Origin of the sequence: Streptomyces sp. (genome assembly GCF_036566765.1) — a bacterium.
Lineage (GTDB): Bacteria > Actinomycetota > Actinomycetes > Streptomycetales > Streptomycetaceae > Streptomyces.
In genome coordinates this window covers 14,913-35,035 of record NZ_DATCVQ010000387.1, presented here as the reverse complement: position 1 = coordinate 35,035, position 20,123 = coordinate 14,913, and the positions used below count along the sequence as shown (strand labels likewise).

The window sequence follows — 20,123 nt, the reverse complement described above, 5'->3', positions numbered from 1 at the left end:
AAGGGGTGCCGTTCTCGCTCCGGTTCAGGTCACTGGGGTGGGGTGGCTGTGGTCACCATGCGTTGATGGCCGGCGCGCCAGGTTCGTGCTGCCGCCAGGCCTGGTTGAGGCGGGTGAGTCGGTCCGTGGCGGCGATGCCCTGCAGGGACGCGACTTTGCCGTCGCGGACTTCGAACGCGACGGTGCCCACGACCTGGTCGTCGACGACGGCGATGACGGCCGGGGAGCCGTTGACCAATGCGATGTGCAGTGCGGGGGAGCCGCCGGCCAGGCGTCGTTTCGCCGGTGTGGGTTTGAAGCCGGCCCGTACGAAGGAGGCGATGCGCTCGCGCGTCTTGTACCGCAGCAGCCGCCTGGCCAGTCCGGCGCCGTCCGAGACCGCGGTCGCGTCGTCGGTGAGCAGCGCCACCAGCCGTTCGGTGCGCCCAGATGTGGCGGCGGCGAGGAACTCCTCGACGACCCGGCGTGCGGTCGCAGGGTCGGCCTCGCCGCCGCGGCGGCGTTCGGCGGCGACCCGGCGTCGGGCCCGGTGGACGTGCTGTTGGCTTGCGGACTCGGTGATGTCGAGGATCCCGGCGATCTCCGCGTGGGAGTAGGAGAAGGCTTCGCGCAGGACGTAGGCGGCCCGCTCGTTGGGCGAGAGGCGTTCCATGAGGGTCAGTACGGCCAAGGACACCGACTCGCGCTGTTCGAAGGTGTCGGCGGGGCCGAGCATCAGGTCGCCCTGGAGGAGCGGCTCAGGCAACCAGACACCGGACGCTCGCTCGTGGCGCGCCTGCGCCGAGCGGAGCCGGTCGAGGCAGAGATTGGTGACGACCTTGGTCAGCCACGCCTCTGGCGCCGCGACATATCCGCGGTCCGCGGCTTGCCAGCGCACGAACGTGTCCTGCACGGCGTCCTCGGCGTCGGCGGCCGAGCCGAGCAGGCGGTACGCGAGCGAGGCCAGCCGGTCTCGGCTGGCCTCGAACCGGTCGATGGCTGCGACGTCCATGACGAGGAGCCTAGGCGCTGACCCTCACGCCGGCCCGGTCGGGCGCGGTGGCCAGGCGGCGCCTGCGCTTCGGCATGCCGAAGGTCGGGTGGGCTATGCCGAACCCGGCCCCGTTGAGCACGCCCGCCTTGAGCCGCGCGGCGGCCTTGCCGCCCAGGTACCAGGACTTCGACCGGGCGTCCCCGTCCACCATCTGGAAGATCGCGTCCCGCCGCCCGAGGCTGATGTGGTTGCCGTAGTACTTCAGCCCGACGGTCGGGACCTCACTGCCCGTCAGGCGCGCGATGATCGCGGCGGTCGCCTGCATGTTGGTGAAGCCTGCCGAGGCGCAGGACATCGGCAGCGGGCGGCCGTTCTCGCCGATCGCGTAGGCGCAGTCACCGGCGGCGTAGACATCCGGGTGCGAGACCGAGCGCATGGTGCGGTCGACGACGATCTGGCCGGTCTCGGCGACCTCCAGGCCGCTGGCGGCCGCGATGGGGTGCACGGCGAACCCGGCCGACCACACGGTCACGTCGGCTGGGATGGACGGCCCGGCGACACCGCCGGCGATCGCCCGTGTCGGCTCGACGGCGTCGATGCTGGTGTACTCGTGGACGGTGATGCCGAGCCGGTCGAAGGCCCGGCGCAGGTGCCGGCGGGCCTTCGGGGAGAGCCAGGCGCCCAGCTCGCCGCGGGCGGCGAGCGCGACCGAGAGGTCGGGCCGGGACTCGGCGAACTCGGTGGCGGTCTCGATGCCGGTCAGCCCCTCACCGACAACTAGCACGGTGCCGCCCTCGCCCAGGTCGGCCAGGCGCTCGCGCAGCCGCAGCGCCGAGGACCGGCCGGTCACGTCGTAGGCGTACTCGGCCACGCCGGGGACGCCATGGTGGGCGACCGAGCTGCCGAGCGCGTAGAGAAGCGTGTCGTACGCGAGCTCGCCGTCGCCGTCCTCGCCGGTCACGGCGACGGTCCTGCGCTCGGGGTCGACGCCGGTGACGCGCGCCAGGCGCAGCCGCACCCCGGTGCCGGCGAACACGTCGGCGAGCTTGCGGAACGAGACGTCCTGGCCGATCGCGAGCTGGTGGAGCCGCATCCGCTCGACGAAGTCGGGCACGGCGTTGACGACGGTGATCTCGGTGTCGGCGGGGGAGAGCCGGCGGGCCAGGTTCCCGGCGGCGAAGGCCCCGGCGTATCCGGCGCCGAGGACGACGATGCGGTGCTTCATGGCGTTGCTCCTGTCTCGTTCGCGTGCCCCTTGAACGAGGCGGCGCCCCGATTGCTGACAGGAGTCCGGTGTGACGCCGATCACCGGACTGAGGCGAGCGGCTGAGCCTCCGACAGGCTGTCCAAGGGCTGCGAGAGCTGGTCCCCGACCCGCCCCGCCCCGACCCGACCCGTACGCGCCCCCGGGCGTCGTCCTGCTCAGACCCTCGCCCAGGTCGTACGGGCACCGGACCGTCTCCCGCCGCAGGCGTGACGCAGCCGGACGTCGCACCCGTAGCGCGACGTCCGGCTCCGTGGCCGGAGGGATCGCCTTCCCTCCGGGGCCGGCGGGAAGGCGATGCCGGCTCGACGGTTCAGTCGAGGCTCGCCGCTATCAGGGCCGCCACTTCCCGGGTGTGCTCGGTCAGATAGAAGTGCCCGCCCTCGTATTCCTCGAAGCGGCAGTCCTCGGGCGCGTGTCGCTTCCAGTCCAGGACCGCGTCCGCCGGGGTGCGAGGGTCACTGTTGCCCGTCAGGACCGTCACCGGGCAGGCCGGCTCGGGGCCCGGGCGCCACGCGTACGTGCGCACCGCTCGGTAGTCCGCCCGCAGGGCAGGGAGGATCACCTCCCGTACGGCCGGATCGTCGAGCAGCTCCGCGTTCGTCCCGTCCAGTGTGCGCAGGTCCGCGAGGAGGCCGTCGTCGTCCGTGATCGACTCCTCGCCCTCGACGCCCCGGGAGGGCGCCGGGCACCCCGACACGAAGAGTCGGGCCGGTGTCAGGAGACGGGCCGTCTCGTACGCCACCAGGGCGCCCATGCTGTGCCCGAACAGAACCAACGGGCGGCCGTCCAGGGCTGGTTCGAGCGCGGCGACGACCTGTTGCGACAGCTCGTGGAGGTCGTCGATCGCCGGCTCGCGCCAGCGGTCCTGACGCCCCGGGTACTGGACCGCGAGCACGTCCGCGACCTCCGCCAGCTCGGCGGAGAGCGGCACGAAGTACCCGGCCGTGCCGCCCGCGTGGGGGAAGAGGATCACCTGCGCACGCCGGGTCCCCGGGTCGGGGGTGGCGTGGAACCTGCGCAGCCAGCTCTTGGGCCTCATGACGCGGCCCCCGAGGTGTCGGTGAGGGCGGCGGCGGTCAGTTCGCGGGTCGTGCCGTCCGGATACGAGAACGCGTACGTCAGTCTCGGCAGCGCCCGCGCCAGGGCGTCGAGCATCGACGCGTGATCGGCGCACGAGCCCCAGACGACGTCCAGCGGACTGGTCATCACCCCGCCCGGAAGGTCGGTGCCCGGCCGGACGTACGGGCGGATTCCGACGATGCCCTCGACCTGGCGCACCTCCGCGGCGCCCTGGATCGCCGTCAGCCGGCACGGCTCCACCGGAGCCATGGTGTTGAACAGGAAGTGGACCTGGCCGGCGAAGTCGAGCTCGGGGATCTCGGGCGTCTCTCCGAGCGCGAGGAGACCGCCCAGGCGCACCAGGTCCACGCCGCAGACCCGGCGGGTCATGAGGTTCATGTGCCCCGACAGGCGGCCGTTGACCTCGATGATGCGCGGGCCGTCGGGCGTGAGCTTCAGCTCGGTGTGGGTCAGGCCGAAGCGTACGCCCAGCGCGTTCAGCGCCCGGGTGGTGAGGTCGGTGACCTCCTCCAGTACGTCGGCGGGCAGGTGGGACGGCCAGTAACTGCCGATCTCCCGGAACGGCTCGAGCAGCGGGAACTTCCCGGTGACCGCCAGATGCCGCACGCCCTGCGGCGTACAGACGCTCTCCACCGACACGTAGTCGCCGAACGGTGCGCTCGGGACGCCCTGCAGCAGCTCCTCGACGGTGTACTCCGTGCGCTCGGTGTGCTCCGTGTGCTCCGTGTGCTCCGTGTACGCGGCATCCGGCGCGGAGGCCGGGAAGAGCCGGGGCAGCAGGTCCTCGACCTCCGCGGCGCTCGTGACGGCGTACGTGTCGCGGCTGCCGCCGCCCCGGACCGGCTTGATGATCGCGGGCAGGCCGACGGCGTCGAGCGCGCTCGGCCAGTCCTGCGGCGAACACAGCGGGTGGGAGCGGACCTTGTCGACGCCCGCGTCGCGCAGCACCTGCCGCTGGCGGACCTTGTCGGTGACCGTGGCGGCCACCTCCGGGGCATGGGACGGCAGCCCCAGCGCCGCAGCCAGCTCCGCCGTCCTGCGGACCATCCGCTCGCTGTAGGTCACCACCGCGTCCGGAGCCAGGCCCCGCACGAGCTCGATGTCGCCCTCGGCGGAGCCGGTGAGCGCCACGACCGCGCCGAAGTTCTCCATCACGGGCCGCAGCAGCTCGGCGTGCGGGGTCGGCGGGATCAGGAACACGATGTCCCCGAGGTCGGCCAGGCCCACGCCGATCTCGCCGGCGGAGGCCGCGCCGTCGTCGTAGAGCACCGCGACGGTGCGGCGCCCCGCGCTCACGCCGACTCCCCGGCGGCCGCCGTGAGCGCCGCCTCGAAGCAGCGCGCGTACTCCTGGACCCGTGCCTCGTCGAGCAGGGCCGGGTCGTAGGCGACCGAGATCCGGCTGCCGGCGCCGCCGGCGTCGACCTCGAAGTCGACGCGGAAGGGGAAGCTGGGCTTGCCGCGGACCCACCACGAACGGGTCTCCAGGCCGGGCACGCTGTCCAGGTCCTCGTAGACGTGGAAGTTCATGTAGTTGAAGACCACGTCGAAGGGCGGACGGCCGAGCCGGCTCTCGATCCGCGCGAGCGGGAGGGCGCGGTACGGGGCCGACTCCCGCTCCCACGCGTGTGCCTGGCGGGCCAGTTCGGGCAGCCCGGCGCCGAGCGCGTCGAAGCGCAGCGGCACCGTGTTGAGATAGAGCCCGACCATGAGGTCGGCGCCGGGCCGCTCGGGGCGGGTGTTGACGACGACGCCGGTGACGACGTCGTCGCCGCGGCCCGTCCACGCGGACAGCGCGCGGGCGTGGGCCGCGAGCGTGAGGGACTTGAGCGACGTGCCCGCCGTACGGGCGGCGGTGCGCAGACGATCGAGGACCGTGCCGTCCACGGTGAACTCGACGTTCGCCACGGCGTTGGCCGCGCCATGGAACTGGCCCCGCGCGAAGAGCAGCGGCTCGCTGTCGGCCTGGCGGTGCCAGAAGTCGGCGGCCTCGCCGGAGGCGACGAGTTCGCGCTCGGCGATGATGAAGTCCCGCTCGCCCGTGGCCGGCGGCTCCGGCAGCGTGGCGCTCTCGCCGCGCAGTTTCGCGGCGTACAGATCGAGCAGGTCGACGATGACCCGGCCGTAGCTCCAGCCGTCGATGATCGCGTGGTGGCTGGCGATCGCGACGTGGAAGGAGCCGGGCTGGGCCACCACGTGGCAGCGGAACAGGGGTGCCTGGCTCCAGTCGATGGGCAGGGTGAGGCCTTCGCGGCTCCAGCGGCGGATGCTCTCCCGGCCCTTGTCGGGGTTGTCGTCCCCGAGGTGCTCCACGGTCAGCGGCGGTTCGACGTGCGCCCACTGGAGCTGCACCGACTCCGAGTACGTACCGAGGTCGAAGGAGGTGCGCAGCGCGGCGTGGCGGTCGCACAGCTCGGTCAGGGCTTCGCGGAACAGGTTCTCGTCGAAGTCGGCGACCGTCTCCCAGCCGATGATGGAGTGGTACAGCTCCGGGTCGCCGCTGGTCTCGCACAGGTAGATGATGCCGACCTGGAGGGCGGAGGCGGGCAGGGCCTCGGCGACGCCGGCCGGTACCAGCACGCGGTCGCCGGCGTCGAGGAGCGCGCCCCGGCCCTCGGCCGGCCCCGCCGCGGCGGCCGTGGGCTGCGCGGGCGCGGAGGCGGCCAGGAATTCGGCCAGTTCGGCCACGGTCGGGTGGAACAGCAGGTCCTTCAGGGTCATCGGGATGCCCTGCTCCTGCACGTCCGTCACCACGCGCAGGGCGATCAGCGAGTCGCCGCCCAGGGCGTAGAAGTCGTCCTCGGGCGTGACTTCCTGACCGCCGAGCCGCTCGCTCCAGATGCCGGTCAGCAGCGTGGTCAGGTCCCTGGCGCCGGTCTGCTCCATGGGGCTGGTGTTCCTCTCGTTCATATGCCCGCCACCGCCTTCGCGCGGCGCGGTACGGCGCGGACCGGAAGGCTGGTGAAGCCCGCGACGAAGTTGGATGTGAGGTGGCTGGGCTCGCCGGCCGGGAGGAACTCCTCGAACCGGTCGAGGACTTCCTCGAAGAGCATGCGCAGGGTCAGCCGTGCCACGGTGGCCCCCAGGCAGTAGTGGGCGCCGTAGCCGAAGGCGATGTGCCGGTTGTCCTCGCGCCGCACGTCGAAGCGGTACGGGTCGGCGAACACCTCGGCGTCGCGGTTGGCGGAGCCGACCCAGACGGCGACGGCCTCGCCCTTGGGCACCGTTCCCCCGGCGATCTCGACGTCCTCCACGGCATAGCGCAGGAAGCTGCTCGCCGGGGACGTCCAGCGCAGCCCCTCCTCGACCAGGGCGGGCACGAGCTCGGGGTTCTCGCGCACCGCGCGGAACTGCTCGGGGTTCTCCATCAGCGCGAGCACGGTGCCGGCCACGGTGTGCGGGGTGGTCGCGTTGGCGCCGAGGAGCAGGCTGTAGCAGTTGACGACGACCTCCTCGCGGGTCAGCTCGCCGTCCCGCATGGTCATCAGCAGCCGGAAGGCGTCGTCGCCCTCGGTGTCCCTGCGCGCCTCGTACTGCGTGGCGAAGTACTCGAAGAGCTGGTGGTGGGCGATGGCGAGGGTCGCGTGCGGGTTGCGGATCATGAAGACCGGGTCCTGTGGCGCGGCGGCCATGCCCGTCCACTGCACCAGATCGGCCCAGTGCGGCTCGGGCAGGTCCATCAGGGCGCCCGCGATGGCCATCGGCAGCATGGTGGCCCGCTGGGCGATGTCCCAGGCGTCCCCGTCGAGCGCGGGGGCCAGCAGCGAGCGCACGGCCGCGCGGATGCGGTCCTCGCTGCGGGCCAGGCCGCGCCCGGTGAACATCTTGTTCAGCGGGCGGCGCAGCTCGCCGTGGCGCGGCGGGTCGGTGGCGACGAGCATCTGGCCCGCCGCCGCGTCGTCGTGCCCGAGCTGGCCGAGCAGGCTGCCCCGCTCGGAAGTGAACTCGCGGTGGTTGCCCAGGACGCGGCAGGCGTCGTGGTAGCGGGTCACGTTGAAGAACGAGCGGCCGTCGGGCAGCCGGCTCAGGTGCAGCGGGGCCCGCTCGCGCATGACCGCCCAGGCCGCGTGCGGGTCGCCCTCGGCATGGTAGGCGGCGTCGAACAGGTCCACCTGGGACAGGTCGACGGCGGCCATGTCGGCGGCCGTCACTCGGGTCAGCCTCACCGCTGGACACCCGCCTGAGCCAGCGCCCGGGCCAGGCCCGCCGGGGTCGGGTCCAGGTAGAACGCGATCGGGGAGACCTCCACCCCGTACTCCCGGTGCAGTTCGCCGATGAGGGCCACCGCGAGCAGCGAGTGGCCGCCGAGCTCGAAGAAGTCGTCGTCGGAGCCGATGCCCTCCAGACCCAGGTGGTCGGCCCACATCCCGGTGACGGCCCGCTCCAGGGCGCCCTCGGGCTCCCGGTAGGGGGCGTTGACCTCGGGGCGCTCGCGCACGGTGCGCTGCTCCAGGGCGGCCCGGTCGACCTTGCCGTTCGGGGTGAGCGGGAGCTCGTCCAGGACCCGGATCAGGGCGGGCACGGCGTACGCGGGCAGGGCGTCGGCGAGGCGGGCGCGCATCTCCAGGGCCGAGGGACGGGTGTCGTCGGCGGCCACGACGTACGCGATGAGCTGACGGGCGCCGGAGCCGTCGCGCGGGGCGACGACCTCGGCGCGGGCGACGCCGGGCAGGGCGGTGAGCGCGGCCACGACCTCGCCGGTCTCGATGCGGAAGCCACGCACCTTGACCTGGCCGTCGGCCCGGCCCAGGAACTCCAGCGTGCCGTCCGCGGCGCGGCGCGCGAGGTCGCCGGTGCGGTACATGCGCTCGCCGGGGACGGTCGGGTCCGGGTGGGCGACGAACCGGGCGGCGGTGAGCCCCGGGTTGTTGAGGTACCCGTGGGCCAGCCCGGTGCCGGTGGCGTAGATCTCGCCCACCTCGCCGTCGGCGACCGGGCGCAGCCGCTCGTCCAGGAGCAGCACGCCGGTGCCGCACACGGGGCGTCCGATGGGGACGGTGGCGGCGCCGGAGGGTCCGGTCATGGCGTGGACCGTGGTGAACGTGGTGTTCTCGGTGGGGCCGTAGCCGTTGGCCACCACCGCGTGCGGCAGCGCGGCCAGGGCCCGGTCGACGTGCGAGGCCGAGAGGGTGTCCCCGCCGGCCAGCAGCATCCGCAGCGCGCGCAGCTCGTCGAGGCCGAGGTCCACGGCCTGGTGGAACAGGCCCGCGGTCAGCCACATGACGCTGACCTCCTCGTCCCGTACGAAGGACAGCAGCCCGCCCAGGGAGAGGTCGCCGTCCGGCGCGACGGCCAGGCGCGCGCCGTTCAGCAGCGCGCCCCAGACCTCCAGCGTGGAGGCGTCGAACGCGAGCGGCGCGAAGTGCAGGAACACGTCGTCCGCGGTGACGGGCAGGAACCGTGCGCCGACCACCAGGCGCAGCACCGCGCGGTGTGGGACGCACACGCCCTTGGGGGCGCCGGTCGAGCCGGAGGTGTACGCGACGTAGGCGACGCGGTCGCCGCCCGGCACGGGGGCGAGCGGGGCGGCGGCCCCCTCCTGCCCCAGGCCCGCCTCCTGTTCCAGGACTTCGTCCCCGGGCACGATCACCGTGAACGCGTCGCCGAGGTCGTCGGCCATGCCCTTGTCGGCCAGGACGACGCGCACCGCGGCGTCGCGCAGGATCAGGTCGCGGCGCGCCGGGGGCTGGCGGCTGTCGAGGCCGAGGTAGGCCGCGCCCGCCTTGAGCACGGCGAGCAGCAGCACGGCGGTCGTCGCGGTGCGGCGGGTCGCGAGCGCGACGACGTCGCCCGGGCGCACGCCCTCGGCGTGCAGCCGGCGGGCCATGAGCTCGGCGCGGGCGTCGAGTTCGCCGTACGTCAGCGACGCGTCGTCGCCCGTGACCGCGGTGCGGTGGGGGTGTTCGGCCGCCAGCCGGGCGAACAGGGTGTCGATGGTGTCGGTCATGACAGGTGTCCTTCGGCGGGCGGGGCGAGCTCCGGGGCGGGCAGAGGGGCGCCGGGGAGCGCCAGCGAGTGCAGCAGCGCGAGCAGTTCGGCGGGGGCGTTCAGGAACGCGTAGTGGGCGCCGGGCAGTTCGGTGAAGGCGACCCGGTCGGCGTACTCCTGCCAGCCCTTCAGCTCGGTCGGCTCGATCTCCGGGTCCTGGCTCCAGTTCAGGGCCGTGATGCCGGAGGGCAGCCGGACCGGATCGGCGCGGTGGTAGACGCGGTTGGCGTCGAGGTCCTTGTGGAGCACCATCAGGGTGAGTTCGAGGAGCATGGGATGGGCCTCGCCACCGCGCGCCACGATCAGCTCCGACAGCTCTGCCGACAGCGCCTCGTCGGTCATGTGCAGGAACCGGTCGTTGGGGCAGTGGTGCGGAGCGACCTGGGCGGAGACGACGACCTCGCGGGGCGTCGGCCCGCCGAGCTCGGCCAGGCGCAGCGCGGTCTCGAAGGCCGGCAGGGAGCCCGCGCAGTGGCCGAAGAACACGGCGGGCCGGTCGAGGTACGGAAGCAGCTCGTCGGCGAGGTTCTCGGCGAGCTCCTGGTACGTGCCGTAGTGGCCCTCGCGGAAGCGGTTCTCGCGGCCCGGCAGCTGGACGGGGCAGACCTCGACCTCGCCGATCCAGCGCGGCCACTGGTTGAACATGGACGCGCCGACCCCGGAGTAGGGGAAGCAGAAGACGCGGGCGACGGCGTCCTCGGACGGCTTGCGCAGCAGGGAGCGGGGGAACTTGGCGGGTGCGGACGCCGGTTCGGCGGCTGATGCGGTCATGCCTTGCTCGTCTCCGCGACCTCGGCCTCGTTCACGGCCGGGGTCGCTTCCTGGGAATCGTCGGGTACCTCGGTCACGGTGCGCACCGAGCGCAGCAGCAGGACGGCCGGTCCCGCGAGCACGATCAGCGCGGCGGCTCCGTACAGCGCGTTCGACACGCCCACGGCGTCGGCCACCGGGCCCGCGCCCGCCATGCCCAGCGGCACCAGGGCGAAGGAGCCGAGGGACTCGTACGACATGACGCGTGAGAGCGCCTCCGGCGGCACGTTCTTCTGCAGCGCCGTGTCGAGGAGCACCTCGTACACGTCGATGCAGATGGCGGCCAGGAAGGTGGCGGCGGCGATCGCGGCGAGCGGCGCCCCGGTGGCCATCAGCAGCACCGACAGCGGGAAGCCCATGGTCAGCAGGGCGGCGGCGCGCACCGGGCGGCGCGGCCGGAACTTGACGGCGACGACGCTGCCCACGATGAAGCCGACGGCCTGGGCGATGAGGACCGTGCTCCAGGCGCCGGCCCCGCCGAGGGACCGGTCGGCCATGACCGGTCCGAGGACGTAGAAGCTGCCGGCCAGCAGCACGTTGACGTAGGCGAGTTGGGAGACCATGACCCACACCCACTGCTTGGCCGTGAACTCCCGCCAGCCGTCGCGGATCTGACGGAGCAGCGAGGGGCCGCTCTCCGTCGGGGCCTGGTGGGCGACCTTGACGCCGAGCAGCAGCACCGCCGACAGCAGAAACGTGGCCGCGGGCACGACCATGGTCCTGCCCGCCCCGATGGTGGAGACCAGGACGCCGGCCAGGGCGGCGCCGAGGATGCCGCCGCCGCGCATCGAGAGCTTCAGCAGGGAGTTGGCGGACTGGAGGGCGTCGCCGGACACCAGCAGCGGCATGGCCGAGCGCGAGGCCGGTTCGAAGATGGCGGTGGCCGCGCCGGCCAGGGCAGCGAACCCGGCCAGCATCCAGGGCGTGGCGTGCCCGGTGATGACCAGGGTGGCGGCCAGGCCCTGGGTGACGCCCGCGGCCAGGTCGGCCCCGACCATCACGCGCAGTTTCGGCAGCCGGTCGGCGATCGCCCCGCCCAGCAGGACGAAGGTCACCTGACTGAGCAGCCGGGCGGCGAGGACGACGCCGAGCATCGAGGGCGAGCCGCCGGGCAGGTGCAGCACGGTGAACGCGAGCGCGATCGGAGTGATCGCGTTGCCGAGCAGGGACACCGACCGGGCGGCGAACAGGGCCAGTACGGAACGGTCCTTGAGGACCGCGAGGTCACGGCTCATACCGCCGTACCCCCCGCGACGGCGGGACGCAGGTCGGTCCAGTTGGCCTCCACGTACGCCAGGCACGCCTCGCGGCTGTCACCGGGCAGGGCGACCGACCAGCCGGCGGGCGCCTCGGCCGTCTCGGGCCACAGCGAGTGCTGTCCGAGGTCGTTGACGAGGACCTGGAAGCGGCCGGCCGGGTCGTCGAAAGGATTGGTCGTCATCGGTCATTCCCCCTGGTTGCGGCTGCGCGCGGCAGCGGTGGTGTGAGCCAGTGCCGCGCCGAGGATCGGCCCCATCTGGGCGAGCGACTCCGGCTGGTTCATGGCGGTGTGGGTGGTCTTGACGGAGTGCCACTCGACGCGCCCGGTGACGTACTGCTCCCAGACGTCGGGCATCGGGGCGCCGTCGTTGCGTCCTTCGGTGGCCAGGAAGAAGAGCATGTCGCCGAGGAACTTCTCCGGCTCGTGGTCCTTGACGATGTGCCGGTTGTGGGACATCGCGGTGAGCAGAGCGACCAGCTGGTCCTCGGTGAGGCTCGCGAGGGCGCCCGTGTCCTGCTTGAGCACCTCGAGGACGTCGGTGATCTCCTTGGACCCGGCCTGCGGCACCACGCCGGGGCGCTCGGGGTCGAGGAGGGCGGCGACCATGTTCTGCTCGTTGACGCGGTAGTGGTCGGGCACGCCCGGATAGCAGTCGAGCAGGGCGAGCAGCGCCGTCTCGGCGCCCTGCGCCTGGAGCTGGGTCGCCATCTCGAAGGCGACCATGCCGCCGAACGACCAGCCGAGGAAGTGGTAGGGCCCCTCGGGCTGGATGCGCCGGATCTCCTCGACGTAGGCGGTCGCCATCTCCCGTACCGTCGCGGGCATGTCGTCGGGGTGCAGCAGGCCACGTGCCTGGATGCCGTAGACGGGCATGTCGTCCGGGACGTACTTGAGGAAGCTGGAGTAGCTCCAGGCGAGGCCGCCGCCGGGGTGGATGCAGAACAGCGGGGGCAGCTCGCCCGCGGTGCGCAGCGGCAGGACCGTCTCCAGGGCGGCTGCGCCGTTGTCCAGGCCCGCGCGCTCGGCGAGTCCGGCGACGGTCGGCGCCTCGAAGAAGGACACCATGGACAGTTCCAGGCCCAGGGCCGAGCGGACCCGGGAGATGAGCCGGGCGGCGAGCAGCGAGTGGCCGCCGAGCTGGAAGAAGTCGTCGTCGATGCCGACGTGCGGCACGCCGAGCACCTCGGCGAACAGCTCGCACATCACCTCCTCGCGCGGGCTGCGCGGGGTGCGGCCGCCGACGGAGGCGCTGACCTCGGGGCGCGGCAGCAGATCCCGGTTGAGTTTGCCGTTGCCGCGCAGCGGGAGCGCGTCGAGGGTGACGTAGGCGGCCGGGACCATGTAGTCCGGCAGCTTGGCGGACACGTGGCCGCGCAACTCGTCCGGCGTGGGGGCCCGCCTGTCCTGGTCCGGCGTCGGGGTCTGCCCGTCCTGGTCTGGCGTCGCGGCCCGCCCGGCGTCGGCAGGCACGACGTAGGCGGCGAGCCGCTTGTCGCCCGGCTGGTCCTCGCGCACGATCACCGCGGCGCGTGCGATGCCGGGGTGCTCGACCAGGACCTCCTCGATCTCGCCGAGCTCGATGCGGAAGCCGCGCAGCTTGACCTGGCCGTCGACCCGGCTGACGAAGTCCAGCGTGCCGTCCTTGCGCCACCGGGCGAGGTCGCCGCTGCGGTACATGCGTTCGCCGGGCCCGCCGAAGGGGTCGGCGACGAAGCGGCTCGCGGTGAGACCGGCGCGGCCCAGGTAGCCGCGGCCGACGCCGATGCCGGCCAGGTACACCTCTCCGGTGACGCCGACGGGCACCGGGTTCAGGTGCGCGTCCAGGACGTGGACCCGGGTGTGGGACAGCGGGCGGCCGACGGGGATGCGCCCGGTCAGGTCGCCGGGGACCACCGGGTGGACGCACGACATCATCGTGTTCTCGGTGGGGCCGTACTGGTTGATCACCTCGCAGCCCCAGGTGTGCAGGAGCGCGCCGGCCTCGGGGGCGCGCAGGGCCTCGCCGCCCGTGCCGACCAGGCGCAGTCCGGCGACGTCGGCCGGCTCGATGTCGTACGTGAGCACGGCTTCGAGCAGGGAGGGGACGATGAAGAGGATCACCGAGGGGCGCACGGTGCGCAGTTCGTCCACGACCGTCCGCGGGTCGCGGGCGCCGTCGGCCGGCAGCAGCGCCACCCGGGCCCCGACCGCGAGCGGCGCGAACAGCTCCCGGACGGACGGGTCGAAGCCGAGTGCGGTGATCTGGAGGCTGGTGTCCTCGGCGGTGAGGCGGAAGCGCTCGATCACGTCGGTGAGGCGGGTGGCCACACCTCGGTGTTCGACCAGGACGCTCTTGGGGCGGCCGGTGGAGCCCGACGTGTAGATGATGTACGCCAGGTCGCCGGGGCCCGCCGTGGCCGCGGGCCGGTGGACCGGGGCCGCGGCCAGCTCCTCGTCGAGGTCCGCACGCAGGAGCGTCGCCGTCGGCGGCAGAGTGAGGTCGTCGCTCAGGCCGGCCTCGGTGAGCAGGACGCTCGCCCCGCTGTCGGCGAGCATGAACTCCCGCCGCTCCGCAGGGTGTTCGGCATCCAGGGGCACGTAGGCCCCGCCCGCCTTCCAGATGCCGAGGATCGCCGCGACGGCCTCGGGGCCGCGCCGCAGGCACAGGGCCACCCGGCTGTCGGGGACGATGCCGAGGGCGTCGAGACGGTGGGCGTACTGGTTGGCGCGCTCGTCGAGGCGGCGGTAAGTCCAGGTGTCCTCGCCCTGGCTCAGGGCGACAGCGTCGGGCGTGCCGTCCGTCTGCCGCTCGATCAGCTCGGCGGTCAGGGCGGTGGTGGCAGGCCGGTCGGAGGTGTCGTTCCACTCGGCCAGCTGCCGACGCTCGTCGGGGTCGAGGATGTCGACCTGGCTGAGCCGGGCGGCGGGAGCGGCGGCGACGGTGCGCAGCAGCAGGGCGAGGCGGGCGGCGATGCTCTCGGCGGTCTCGCGGTCGAAGAGCGCGGTGCTGTACTCCAGGGCGGTCCTGATGCCCCGGGCCTCTCCGTCGGCGCCGCGGCGCTCCTCGAACTTGAAGGACAGGTCGAACTTGGCGGTGCCGCTGAGGACGGGGTGGGCGGCGCCGGTCAGGCCGGGCAGCCCGAAGTCGTCGGGCATGCTGTTCTGCGAGGCGACCATCACCTGGAACAGCGGGTGCCGAGCTGCGGAGCGCGGCGGGTTGAGGGCTTCCACGAGCCGCTCGAAGGGCAGGTCCTCGTTGTCGAAGGCGGCCAGGTTGACGGCCCGCATGCGGCCGAGGAGCTCGACGAAGCTGGGGTCGCCGGAGGTGTCCGCCCGCAGCACGAGGCTGTTGACGAAGAAGCCGACGAGGTTCGTGAGCGCGTCGTCGGTGCGGCCCGCCACGGCGTTGCCCAGGGGGATGTCGGTGCCGGCGCCCAGGCGGGTGAGCAGGGCGGCGACGGCGGCCTGGAGCACCATGTTGACGGTGGTGCCGGTGGTGCGGGCCAGGGTCGCGACGGCGGCGTGCAGCTCCTCGTCCAGGTCGGCGACCACCATGGCGCCCGCGAAGTCGCCGCCGGCGGGGCGGGGCCGGTCGGTGGGCAGGTCGAGCTCGTCCGGCAGGTCGGCGAGGGCCGAGGTCCAGAAGTCGAGCTGGCGCGAGACGAGGCTGTTCGGGTCGTCGTCCCCGGTGAGCAGGTCCTGCTGCCAGACGGCGTAGTCGGCGTACTGGACCGGCAGCGGCGCCCAGGCGGGTTCCGTCCCGGCAAGGCGCGCGGTGTAGGCCTGCGCCAGGTCGCGGACGAGGGGTTCGAGGGACCAGCCGTCGCCGGCGATGTGGTGCAGCACGAGGAGCAGCACCCACTGGTCGTCCCCGGTGCGGAACAGCTCGGCCCGCAGCGGGAGGTCGGCGGTCAGGTCGAACGGGGCGCGGGCGAGGGCGGTCACCTCGGCGTCGACGCGCGCCGGGCTCGTCTCGGTGACGTGCAGTGCCAGGCTCACCTCGGCCGGGGCGAGGATGCGCTGGCGGGCGACGCCGTCGCGCTGCGGGTAGACGGTGCGCAGCACCTCGTGGCGCAGGACGACGTCCCGCAGGGCCGCTTCGAGTGCGGGGACGTCGATCCGGCCGGTCAGGTGCAGGGCGTGCGGGATGTGGTAGGCCGCGTTGCCCTCGTGCACCTGCTGGAGGAACCACAGTCGCTGCTGGGCGTACGAGAGCGGGGCCTCGCCGTCGCGAGAGCGGGCCTCGACGGCTGGACGGGTTCGGTCGGCGTGGGCCCGGGCCGCGAGGGCGGCCGGCGTGGGCGCGTCGAAGAGGTCCTTGACGGCGACTTCGAGGCCGAGGACGGCGCGGATGCGGTTGACCAGGCGGATGGCCATCAGGGAGTGGCCGCCGAGGGCGAAGAAGTCGTCGTCGGGGCCGACCGCGGTGCGACCCAGGACCTGGGCGAACAGCTCGCACAGGAGCTCTTCGCGGAGCGAGCGGGACGGCGCCGGGCCGGTGGCCGCGTCGGCGACGGCCACGGCGGCCCGAGGTTCGGGCAGCGCGTCCCGGTCCAGCTTGCCGTTGACCGTCATCGGGAACTCGGGCAGGGCCTGGAAGGCGACCGGGACCATGTAGGCGGGCAGCAGCGCGGCGAGGTGGGCGCGCAGCGCGGTCTCGTCGAGCGCGGCTCCGTCGGCGAGCACGACGTACGCGGCGAGCTCCCGTTCCCCGTCGAACTCCTTGACGGCGGCGGCTGCCTGACGGACGCCCGGGCAGGCGGCCAGGGCGGACTCGATGTCGCCGAGCTCGATGCGGAATCCGCGGATCTTGACCTGAGAGTCGCGGCGACCGCGGTACTCCAGGTCCCCGTCGGGCAGGCGCCGGGCCAGGTCGCCGGAACGGTAGCCGCGCACCGGGGCGCCGTCCGCGCCGGTGAGCTCGACGAAGCGCTCGGCGGTGAGCTCGGGGCGGCCGAGGTAGCCGCGGGCGACGCCGGGGCCGGTGACGACGATCTCGCCGGTCTCTCCGTCGGCCACGGGGGCGAGGTTCTCGTCGAGCAGTTCGATGCCGAGGTCCGGCAGGGGACGGCCGATGAGGCTGCGGTCCTGATCCAGGTCGGCCGAGGTCACCCGGCGATAGGTGGCGTGCACGGTGATCTCGGTGATGCCGTACATGTTGACGAGCTCGGGCGACGCGTCGCCGTACTTGTCGATCCAGGGCGCGAGGTCGGCGAACTTGAGGGCCTCGCCACCGAACACCACACAGCGCACCGGCAGCCGGTCCTCGTGCGCGCGCTCCTCCTCGGTCAACTGGCCGAAGGCGGTGGGTGTCTGGCTCAGCATGGTGACGCGCTCGTCGCGCAGCAGGGCGCGGAAGCGGGCGGGGTCCTTCGCGACGTCACCGGGGACGATCACGACGGCGCCGCCGTACAGGACGGCGCCCCAGATCTCCCAGACGGAGAAGTCGAAGGCGAAGGAGTGGAACATCGACCAGACGTCGTCGGGCCCGAAGCCGAAGAGCGACTCGGTCTCGGTGAACAGGCGCACGACGTTGCCGTGGGTGACCTCGACGCCCTTGGGGCGGCCGGTCGTTCCTGAGGTGAAGATGATGTACGCACGGGTGTCGGGCGTGATCTCGACGGGCGAGAGCGTCGGCGCCGGGCTCGTCGCCGCCCCGGCCGGCTCGTCGAGGACGAGGACGTTCTGGCCGGCGGGCAGGCCGGGGGCCAGCGCCGCGGTGGTCAGGACGAGCGCGGGGGCCGCGTCGTCCAGGATCGTGGCCAGTCGGGCGGCCGGGGCGGCCGGGTCCAGAGGCACGTAGGACGAGCCGGTCCGCAGGACCGCCAGGGCGGCCACGACCATGTCGCAGGAACGTTCCAGCAGGATGGCGAGCGGACGGGCCGGCTCGCCGGTCCGCTGCTGGATCCGTGCCGCGAGAGCGGTCGAGGCGGCGTCGAGCTGGGCGTACGTCAGCACGTCCGCACCGCACTTGACGGCCACGCGCTGCGGGTGGCGCTCGACGGAGTCCAGGAAGGCGCTCACCAGAGTCGCTTCGGCCGGACGGTTGGCAGTGTTCTTGGGCATGCCGGAATCCCCCTATTCCGAGATGGGTGTGACGTACGTCCGCGCACGACCGGAAAACGCGGTCGGCAGATCCGTACGGATGGCCGAAACGTAGAAGCGCTTGCCAATCTTTGTCAAGTGTTGCCAAGCTTTGGCAACACCTTGCCCAACCGCTGACAAACGTCTACCTTTCGGGATGCCGCCCCAGGTCAACCCCAGGGCGCGGCCCCAGGAACCAGCCCGGCCGTGCCGCAACGCCACCGATGTCGTGGCGCGGCGAGAAGGAAGAGGAACCTCATGAAGTTCGTCAGCCGCATCGTTATGGCAGCCCTCGCGACCTGCGCCGCTCTCACCCTGGCCGGCGGCGCGGCCGTCGCCGCGGACCACGCGACCGCCGGCGGAACGGCGGGGCAGCACTCCATCGAGTGGCCGTGAGTTTGCCTGCTGTTTGACTTGGCGGGTGGCTGATTACCACCATTGCTCACTGGATCGCGAGCCGACACGCGATCGCATGTGAGTCGTTTTCGCGATCCGTCAGGCGAGGAGCAGCGCGAACGGTCACGCCAGCCATCGGAACGAGCGTGGGAGGAACCATGCTGACGCAGCCAGCCTTCGGCCGGCGCCTGAAGCAACTCAGGCAGCAGCAGGGAAAGACCCAGTCGGACCTCACCGGCCCGGGCATGTCCTCCGCCTATCTGTCCCGTCTCGAATCGGGGGCCCGCCCGCCGACCGACCGCGCCGTCGCCATCCTGGCGGAACGCCTCAACGTGTCCGCGTCCGCCTTCGAGGCCACGGCCCCGGCCGACCTCGTCGACGTGCTCGCCACGGTGCTGGTCGCCGGGGACGAGTCCGGGCACGCCCGGCTGATGCTGGAAGCGGCACTCGACCGTGCGGAGCACGTGGGCGTGGGCCTGCAGTGGCAGGCCCACGCCCAACTCGCCAGGATCCTCACGGCCGACGGCGAACGGGCCGCGGCACGCACCACCCTCGCGACGCTGGTCGAGCTCTCGGACCAGATGGACTACGCCATGCTCCAGACCTATTCGCGGCTGCACCTCGCCCGGTGCCAGCGCGACCTCGGCGAGGTCGACCCCGCCCGGACCACCGCGCTCGAAGCGCTGCGGATCGGACGCGAGGCCTCCCTGGAGAACCGGGACATGATCCGGTGCCGGCTTCTGCTCGCGTCCGTGACCGCCGAGCTCGGCGACCTCGCCGAGGCGTCCCGGCTCAGCGAGGAGGCCTGCGAGGAAGTGGGTTCCAAGCAGGGCGTCCTGGCGGCCCAAGCGCTGTGGACCGCGGCCACCGTGGCGACCCGTCAGGGCCATCACGCGCTGTCCGCCGAGTACCTGGACCGCGCCATGGCCGCACTTCCCAGCCGCGAGGACGTCGTCCTGTGGATGCGGCTGCGCCACGCCGCCGCCGCTCTCGCCCTCCAGGCCCTGCCCCCGGACCTGGAGCAGGCCCGGCGGTACCTGGACGAGGCAGGCCCGGCACTGGACCTGGTCGGCACCTCGCAGCACCAGCAGGAGAGCGCGTTCCTGCACGCCCAACTCGCCTATGCCCAGGGCGAGTACGAACTGGCGGCCCGCCTGTGCGAGCGGGCCTCGGTCGACAAGGACCGGCTGAACTTCCGCGACCGGATCCGCCTGGAGATGCTGCACGAGCAGATCCTCGCCAAACAGTCCGACCCGTCGGCCCGGGCACGCCTGGGCGCCCTCGCGGCGGAAGCCCAGGCACGCGGGATGCTCGACCTTACCGCGGAGGTATGGCGCGCGGCAGCGGAAGCGCAGCCCTGACGCCGAGAAGGCACGACCCGGCACCGCGGGGCCGGTGGGGCCCGCGGCCTGTCCTTCGGCCCCGACAGCGGCTGACGCGCCGACGACGGTTCGAGCCGAGGGGCGGTCCGTACGATTGCCGGCGACCGCAGACGTCTATGAGGGGGCGAGGATGAATCCGCTGGCGTGGATCGGTGACGCGTTCGATGCGCATTGCCTGGTGCTGGCCGAGGGCCTGACCGGCCGTGAGCTGCTACTGCGCTTGGGGGTCGATCCAGCGGACCTGTTCACACCGGAGGACGAGGACGAGGCTGACGAGTTCCTGTGGGCCGGGATGGAGGACTACTGGAGCTGGGGCGCCGCCCGTGCCGGAGAAGCGAACGGATGGGCCTACGCTCTGGAACCGGCCAGCCTCTGGGCAGCCAGTCCTCAGCGGCTGGAGCGCGCCTCCGATGGGACGAGGGTGTTCGGCTGCTGGTATGCGGACGGGAGCGAGGATGTCGCTTACTGGCAGGATGGCTCGTTGGTCACCCGGTTTGAAACGCTGACCCCGCAGCAGCGTTCCGGAGCGGACCCGGACCGTCTGGCCGAGGCGATGCGGCGCGTCGGCCTGGCCGAAGCCGCGGCCGTACATCTGAGCCATCCCGGGCTGGCGCTCGCGCATGAGGTGACCGGTGTCGCCCTGTCGGGGGAGGAGACGCTGCTCGCGCTGACCGGGAAGCTTCCGGCCGATGACGACGCGTCCAAGCTCTCGGGCAGCGGCAGCGGTGAGCCGCCGTCGACCGGCTCGTTCGACTTCGTGGGCGGCGCCGTGGGTGGACCCGTGGGCGGACCCCCGGTCGTGCGACGAGCGGCCGGGAAGGCAAGGACGACGCCTGGCGCCGGCACATCCGGCGGAGCCGGGAGCTGAAGAAACGCCTTGTCGGGCCCCGGAGCGCCCAGGGCC

The 20,123-nt window shown here is 72.9% G+C and carries 14 protein-coding genes; 3 read left to right on the top strand and 11 right to left on the bottom strand.

Annotated features, from left to right (window positions below):
* Nucleotides 1-52: 52 nt before the first annotated feature.
* From VIU94_RS22660 to VIU94_RS22610, 11 genes are all read right to left on the bottom strand, one after another.
* Nucleotides 53-991, bottom strand: a complete 939-nt coding sequence (locus VIU94_RS22660; RefSeq protein WP_331913688.1) for a sigma-70 family RNA polymerase sigma factor — start codon at nucleotides 989-991, stop codon at nucleotides 53-55.
* 10 nt (nucleotides 992-1,001) lie between these two features.
* Entirely contained in the window at nucleotides 1,002-2,198 is a 1,197-nt protein-coding gene (locus VIU94_RS22655; protein WP_331913687.1) for an NAD(P)/FAD-dependent oxidoreductase, read from the bottom strand.
* A gap of 352 nt (nucleotides 2,199-2,550) precedes the next feature.
* Nucleotides 2,551-3,279, bottom strand: a complete 729-nt coding sequence (locus VIU94_RS22650; RefSeq protein WP_331913686.1) for a thioesterase II family protein — start codon at nucleotides 3,277-3,279, stop codon at nucleotides 2,551-2,553.
* Complete coding sequence (locus VIU94_RS22645) at nucleotides 3,276-4,616, bottom strand: ATP-grasp domain-containing protein (RefSeq protein WP_331913685.1); 1,341 nt, start codon at nucleotides 4,614-4,616, stop codon at nucleotides 3,276-3,278. The genes VIU94_RS22650 and VIU94_RS22645 overlap by 4 nt, the downstream gene beginning before the upstream one ends.
* Nucleotides 4,613-6,229: a condensation domain-containing protein gene (locus VIU94_RS22640; RefSeq protein WP_331913684.1), complete on the bottom strand. Its 1,617-nt coding sequence runs from the start codon at nucleotides 6,227-6,229 to the stop codon at nucleotides 4,613-4,615. Before VIU94_RS22640 ends, VIU94_RS22645 begins: the two co-directional genes overlap by 4 nt.
* The gene (locus tag VIU94_RS22635; RefSeq protein WP_331913683.1) at nucleotides 6,226-7,485 is read right to left on the bottom strand and encodes a cytochrome P450; all 1,260 of its coding nucleotides are present in this window, start codon (nucleotides 7,483-7,485) and stop codon (nucleotides 6,226-6,228) included. Before VIU94_RS22635 ends, VIU94_RS22640 begins: the two co-directional genes overlap by 4 nt.
* Nucleotides 7,482-9,266, bottom strand: coding sequence for an amino acid adenylation domain-containing protein (locus VIU94_RS22630; RefSeq protein ID WP_331913682.1), 1,785 nt, complete (start codon nucleotides 9,264-9,266; stop codon nucleotides 7,482-7,484). The genes VIU94_RS22635 and VIU94_RS22630 overlap by 4 nt, the downstream gene beginning before the upstream one ends.
* Nucleotides 9,263-10,078, bottom strand: coding sequence for a thioesterase II family protein (locus VIU94_RS22625; RefSeq protein ID WP_331913681.1), 816 nt, complete (start codon nucleotides 10,076-10,078; stop codon nucleotides 9,263-9,265). Before VIU94_RS22625 ends, VIU94_RS22630 begins: the two co-directional genes overlap by 4 nt.
* The gene (locus VIU94_RS22620; protein ID WP_331913680.1) at nucleotides 10,075-11,352 is read right to left on the bottom strand and encodes an MFS transporter; all 1,278 of its coding nucleotides are present in this window, start codon (nucleotides 11,350-11,352) and stop codon (nucleotides 10,075-10,077) included. Before VIU94_RS22620 ends, VIU94_RS22625 begins: the two co-directional genes overlap by 4 nt.
* Nucleotides 11,349-11,558 (bottom strand): MbtH family protein, encoded by a 210-nt coding sequence (locus VIU94_RS22615; protein ID WP_331913679.1) that lies wholly within the window; start codon nucleotides 11,556-11,558, stop codon nucleotides 11,349-11,351. The genes VIU94_RS22620 and VIU94_RS22615 overlap by 4 nt, the downstream gene beginning before the upstream one ends.
* 3 nt (nucleotides 11,559-11,561) lie before the next feature.
* Nucleotides 11,562-17,423 carry a non-ribosomal peptide synthetase gene (locus VIU94_RS22610; RefSeq protein WP_331913678.1) on the bottom strand — a complete coding sequence of 1,954 codons (5,862 nt, stop codon included), beginning with the start codon at nucleotides 17,421-17,423 and terminating at the stop codon, nucleotides 11,562-11,564.
* Between the two features lie 276 nt (nucleotides 17,424-17,699).
* On the opposite strand from VIU94_RS22610, the gene VIU94_RS22605 reads away from it, so the two are divergent.
* The 3 genes from VIU94_RS22605 (at nucleotide 17,700) to VIU94_RS22595 (ending at nucleotide 20,087) form a co-directional block, all read left to right on the top strand.
* On the top strand, nucleotides 17,700-17,837 hold the full coding sequence (locus VIU94_RS22605; protein ID WP_331913677.1) for a hypothetical protein: 138 nt from the start codon (nucleotides 17,700-17,702) through the stop codon (nucleotides 17,835-17,837).
* A 158-nt stretch (nucleotides 17,838-17,995) separates the two neighbouring features.
* A complete protein-coding gene (locus VIU94_RS22600) occupies nucleotides 17,996-19,198 on the top strand; it encodes a helix-turn-helix domain-containing protein (RefSeq protein ID WP_331913676.1) in 1,203 nt (400 codons plus the stop codon).
* A gap of 151 nt (nucleotides 19,199-19,349) precedes the next feature.
* Entirely contained in the window at nucleotides 19,350-20,087 is a 738-nt protein-coding gene (locus tag VIU94_RS22595; protein WP_331913675.1) for a DUF6461 domain-containing protein, read from the top strand.
* Nucleotides 20,088-20,123: the final 36 nt, after the last annotated feature.

What these genes read in the sequence shown, in the direction of transcription:
- VIU94_RS22660 (WP_331913688.1), bottom strand. Translation starts at nt 991, where the DNA reads ATGGACGTCGCAGCCATCGACCGGTTCGAGGCCAGCCGAGACCGGCTG.
- VIU94_RS22655 (WP_331913687.1), bottom strand. Translation starts at nt 2,198, where the DNA reads ATGAAGCACCGCATCGTCGTCCTCGGCGCCGGATACGCCGGGGCCTTC.
- VIU94_RS22650 (WP_331913686.1), bottom strand. Translation starts at nt 3,279, where the DNA reads ATGAGGCCCAAGAGCTGGCTGCGCAGGTTCCACGCCACCCCCGACCCG.
- VIU94_RS22640 (WP_331913684.1), bottom strand. Translation starts at nt 6,229, where the DNA reads ATGAACGAGAGGAACACCAGCCCCATGGAGCAGACCGGCGCCAGGGAC.
- VIU94_RS22630 (WP_331913682.1), bottom strand. Translation starts at nt 9,266, where the DNA reads ATGACCGACACCATCGACACCCTGTTCGCCCGGCTGGCGGCCGAACAC.
- VIU94_RS22625 (WP_331913681.1), bottom strand. Translation starts at nt 10,078, where the DNA reads ATGACCGCATCAGCCGCCGAACCGGCGTCCGCACCCGCCAAGTTCCCC.
- VIU94_RS22620 (WP_331913680.1), bottom strand. Translation starts at nt 11,352, where the DNA reads ATGAGCCGTGACCTCGCGGTCCTCAAGGACCGTTCCGTACTGGCCCTG.
- VIU94_RS22615 (WP_331913679.1), bottom strand. Translation starts at nt 11,558, where the DNA reads ATGACGACCAATCCTTTCGACGACCCGGCCGGCCGCTTCCAGGTCCTC.
- VIU94_RS22610 (WP_331913678.1), bottom strand. Translation starts at nt 17,423, where the DNA reads ATGCCCAAGAACACTGCCAACCGTCCGGCCGAAGCGACTCTGGTGAGC.
- VIU94_RS22605 (WP_331913677.1), top strand. Translation starts at nt 17,700, where the DNA reads ATGAAGTTCGTCAGCCGCATCGTTATGGCAGCCCTCGCGACCTGCGCC.
- VIU94_RS22600 (WP_331913676.1), top strand. Translation starts at nt 17,996, where the DNA reads ATGCTGACGCAGCCAGCCTTCGGCCGGCGCCTGAAGCAACTCAGGCAG.
- VIU94_RS22595 (WP_331913675.1), top strand. Translation starts at nt 19,350, where the DNA reads ATGAATCCGCTGGCGTGGATCGGTGACGCGTTCGATGCGCATTGCCTG.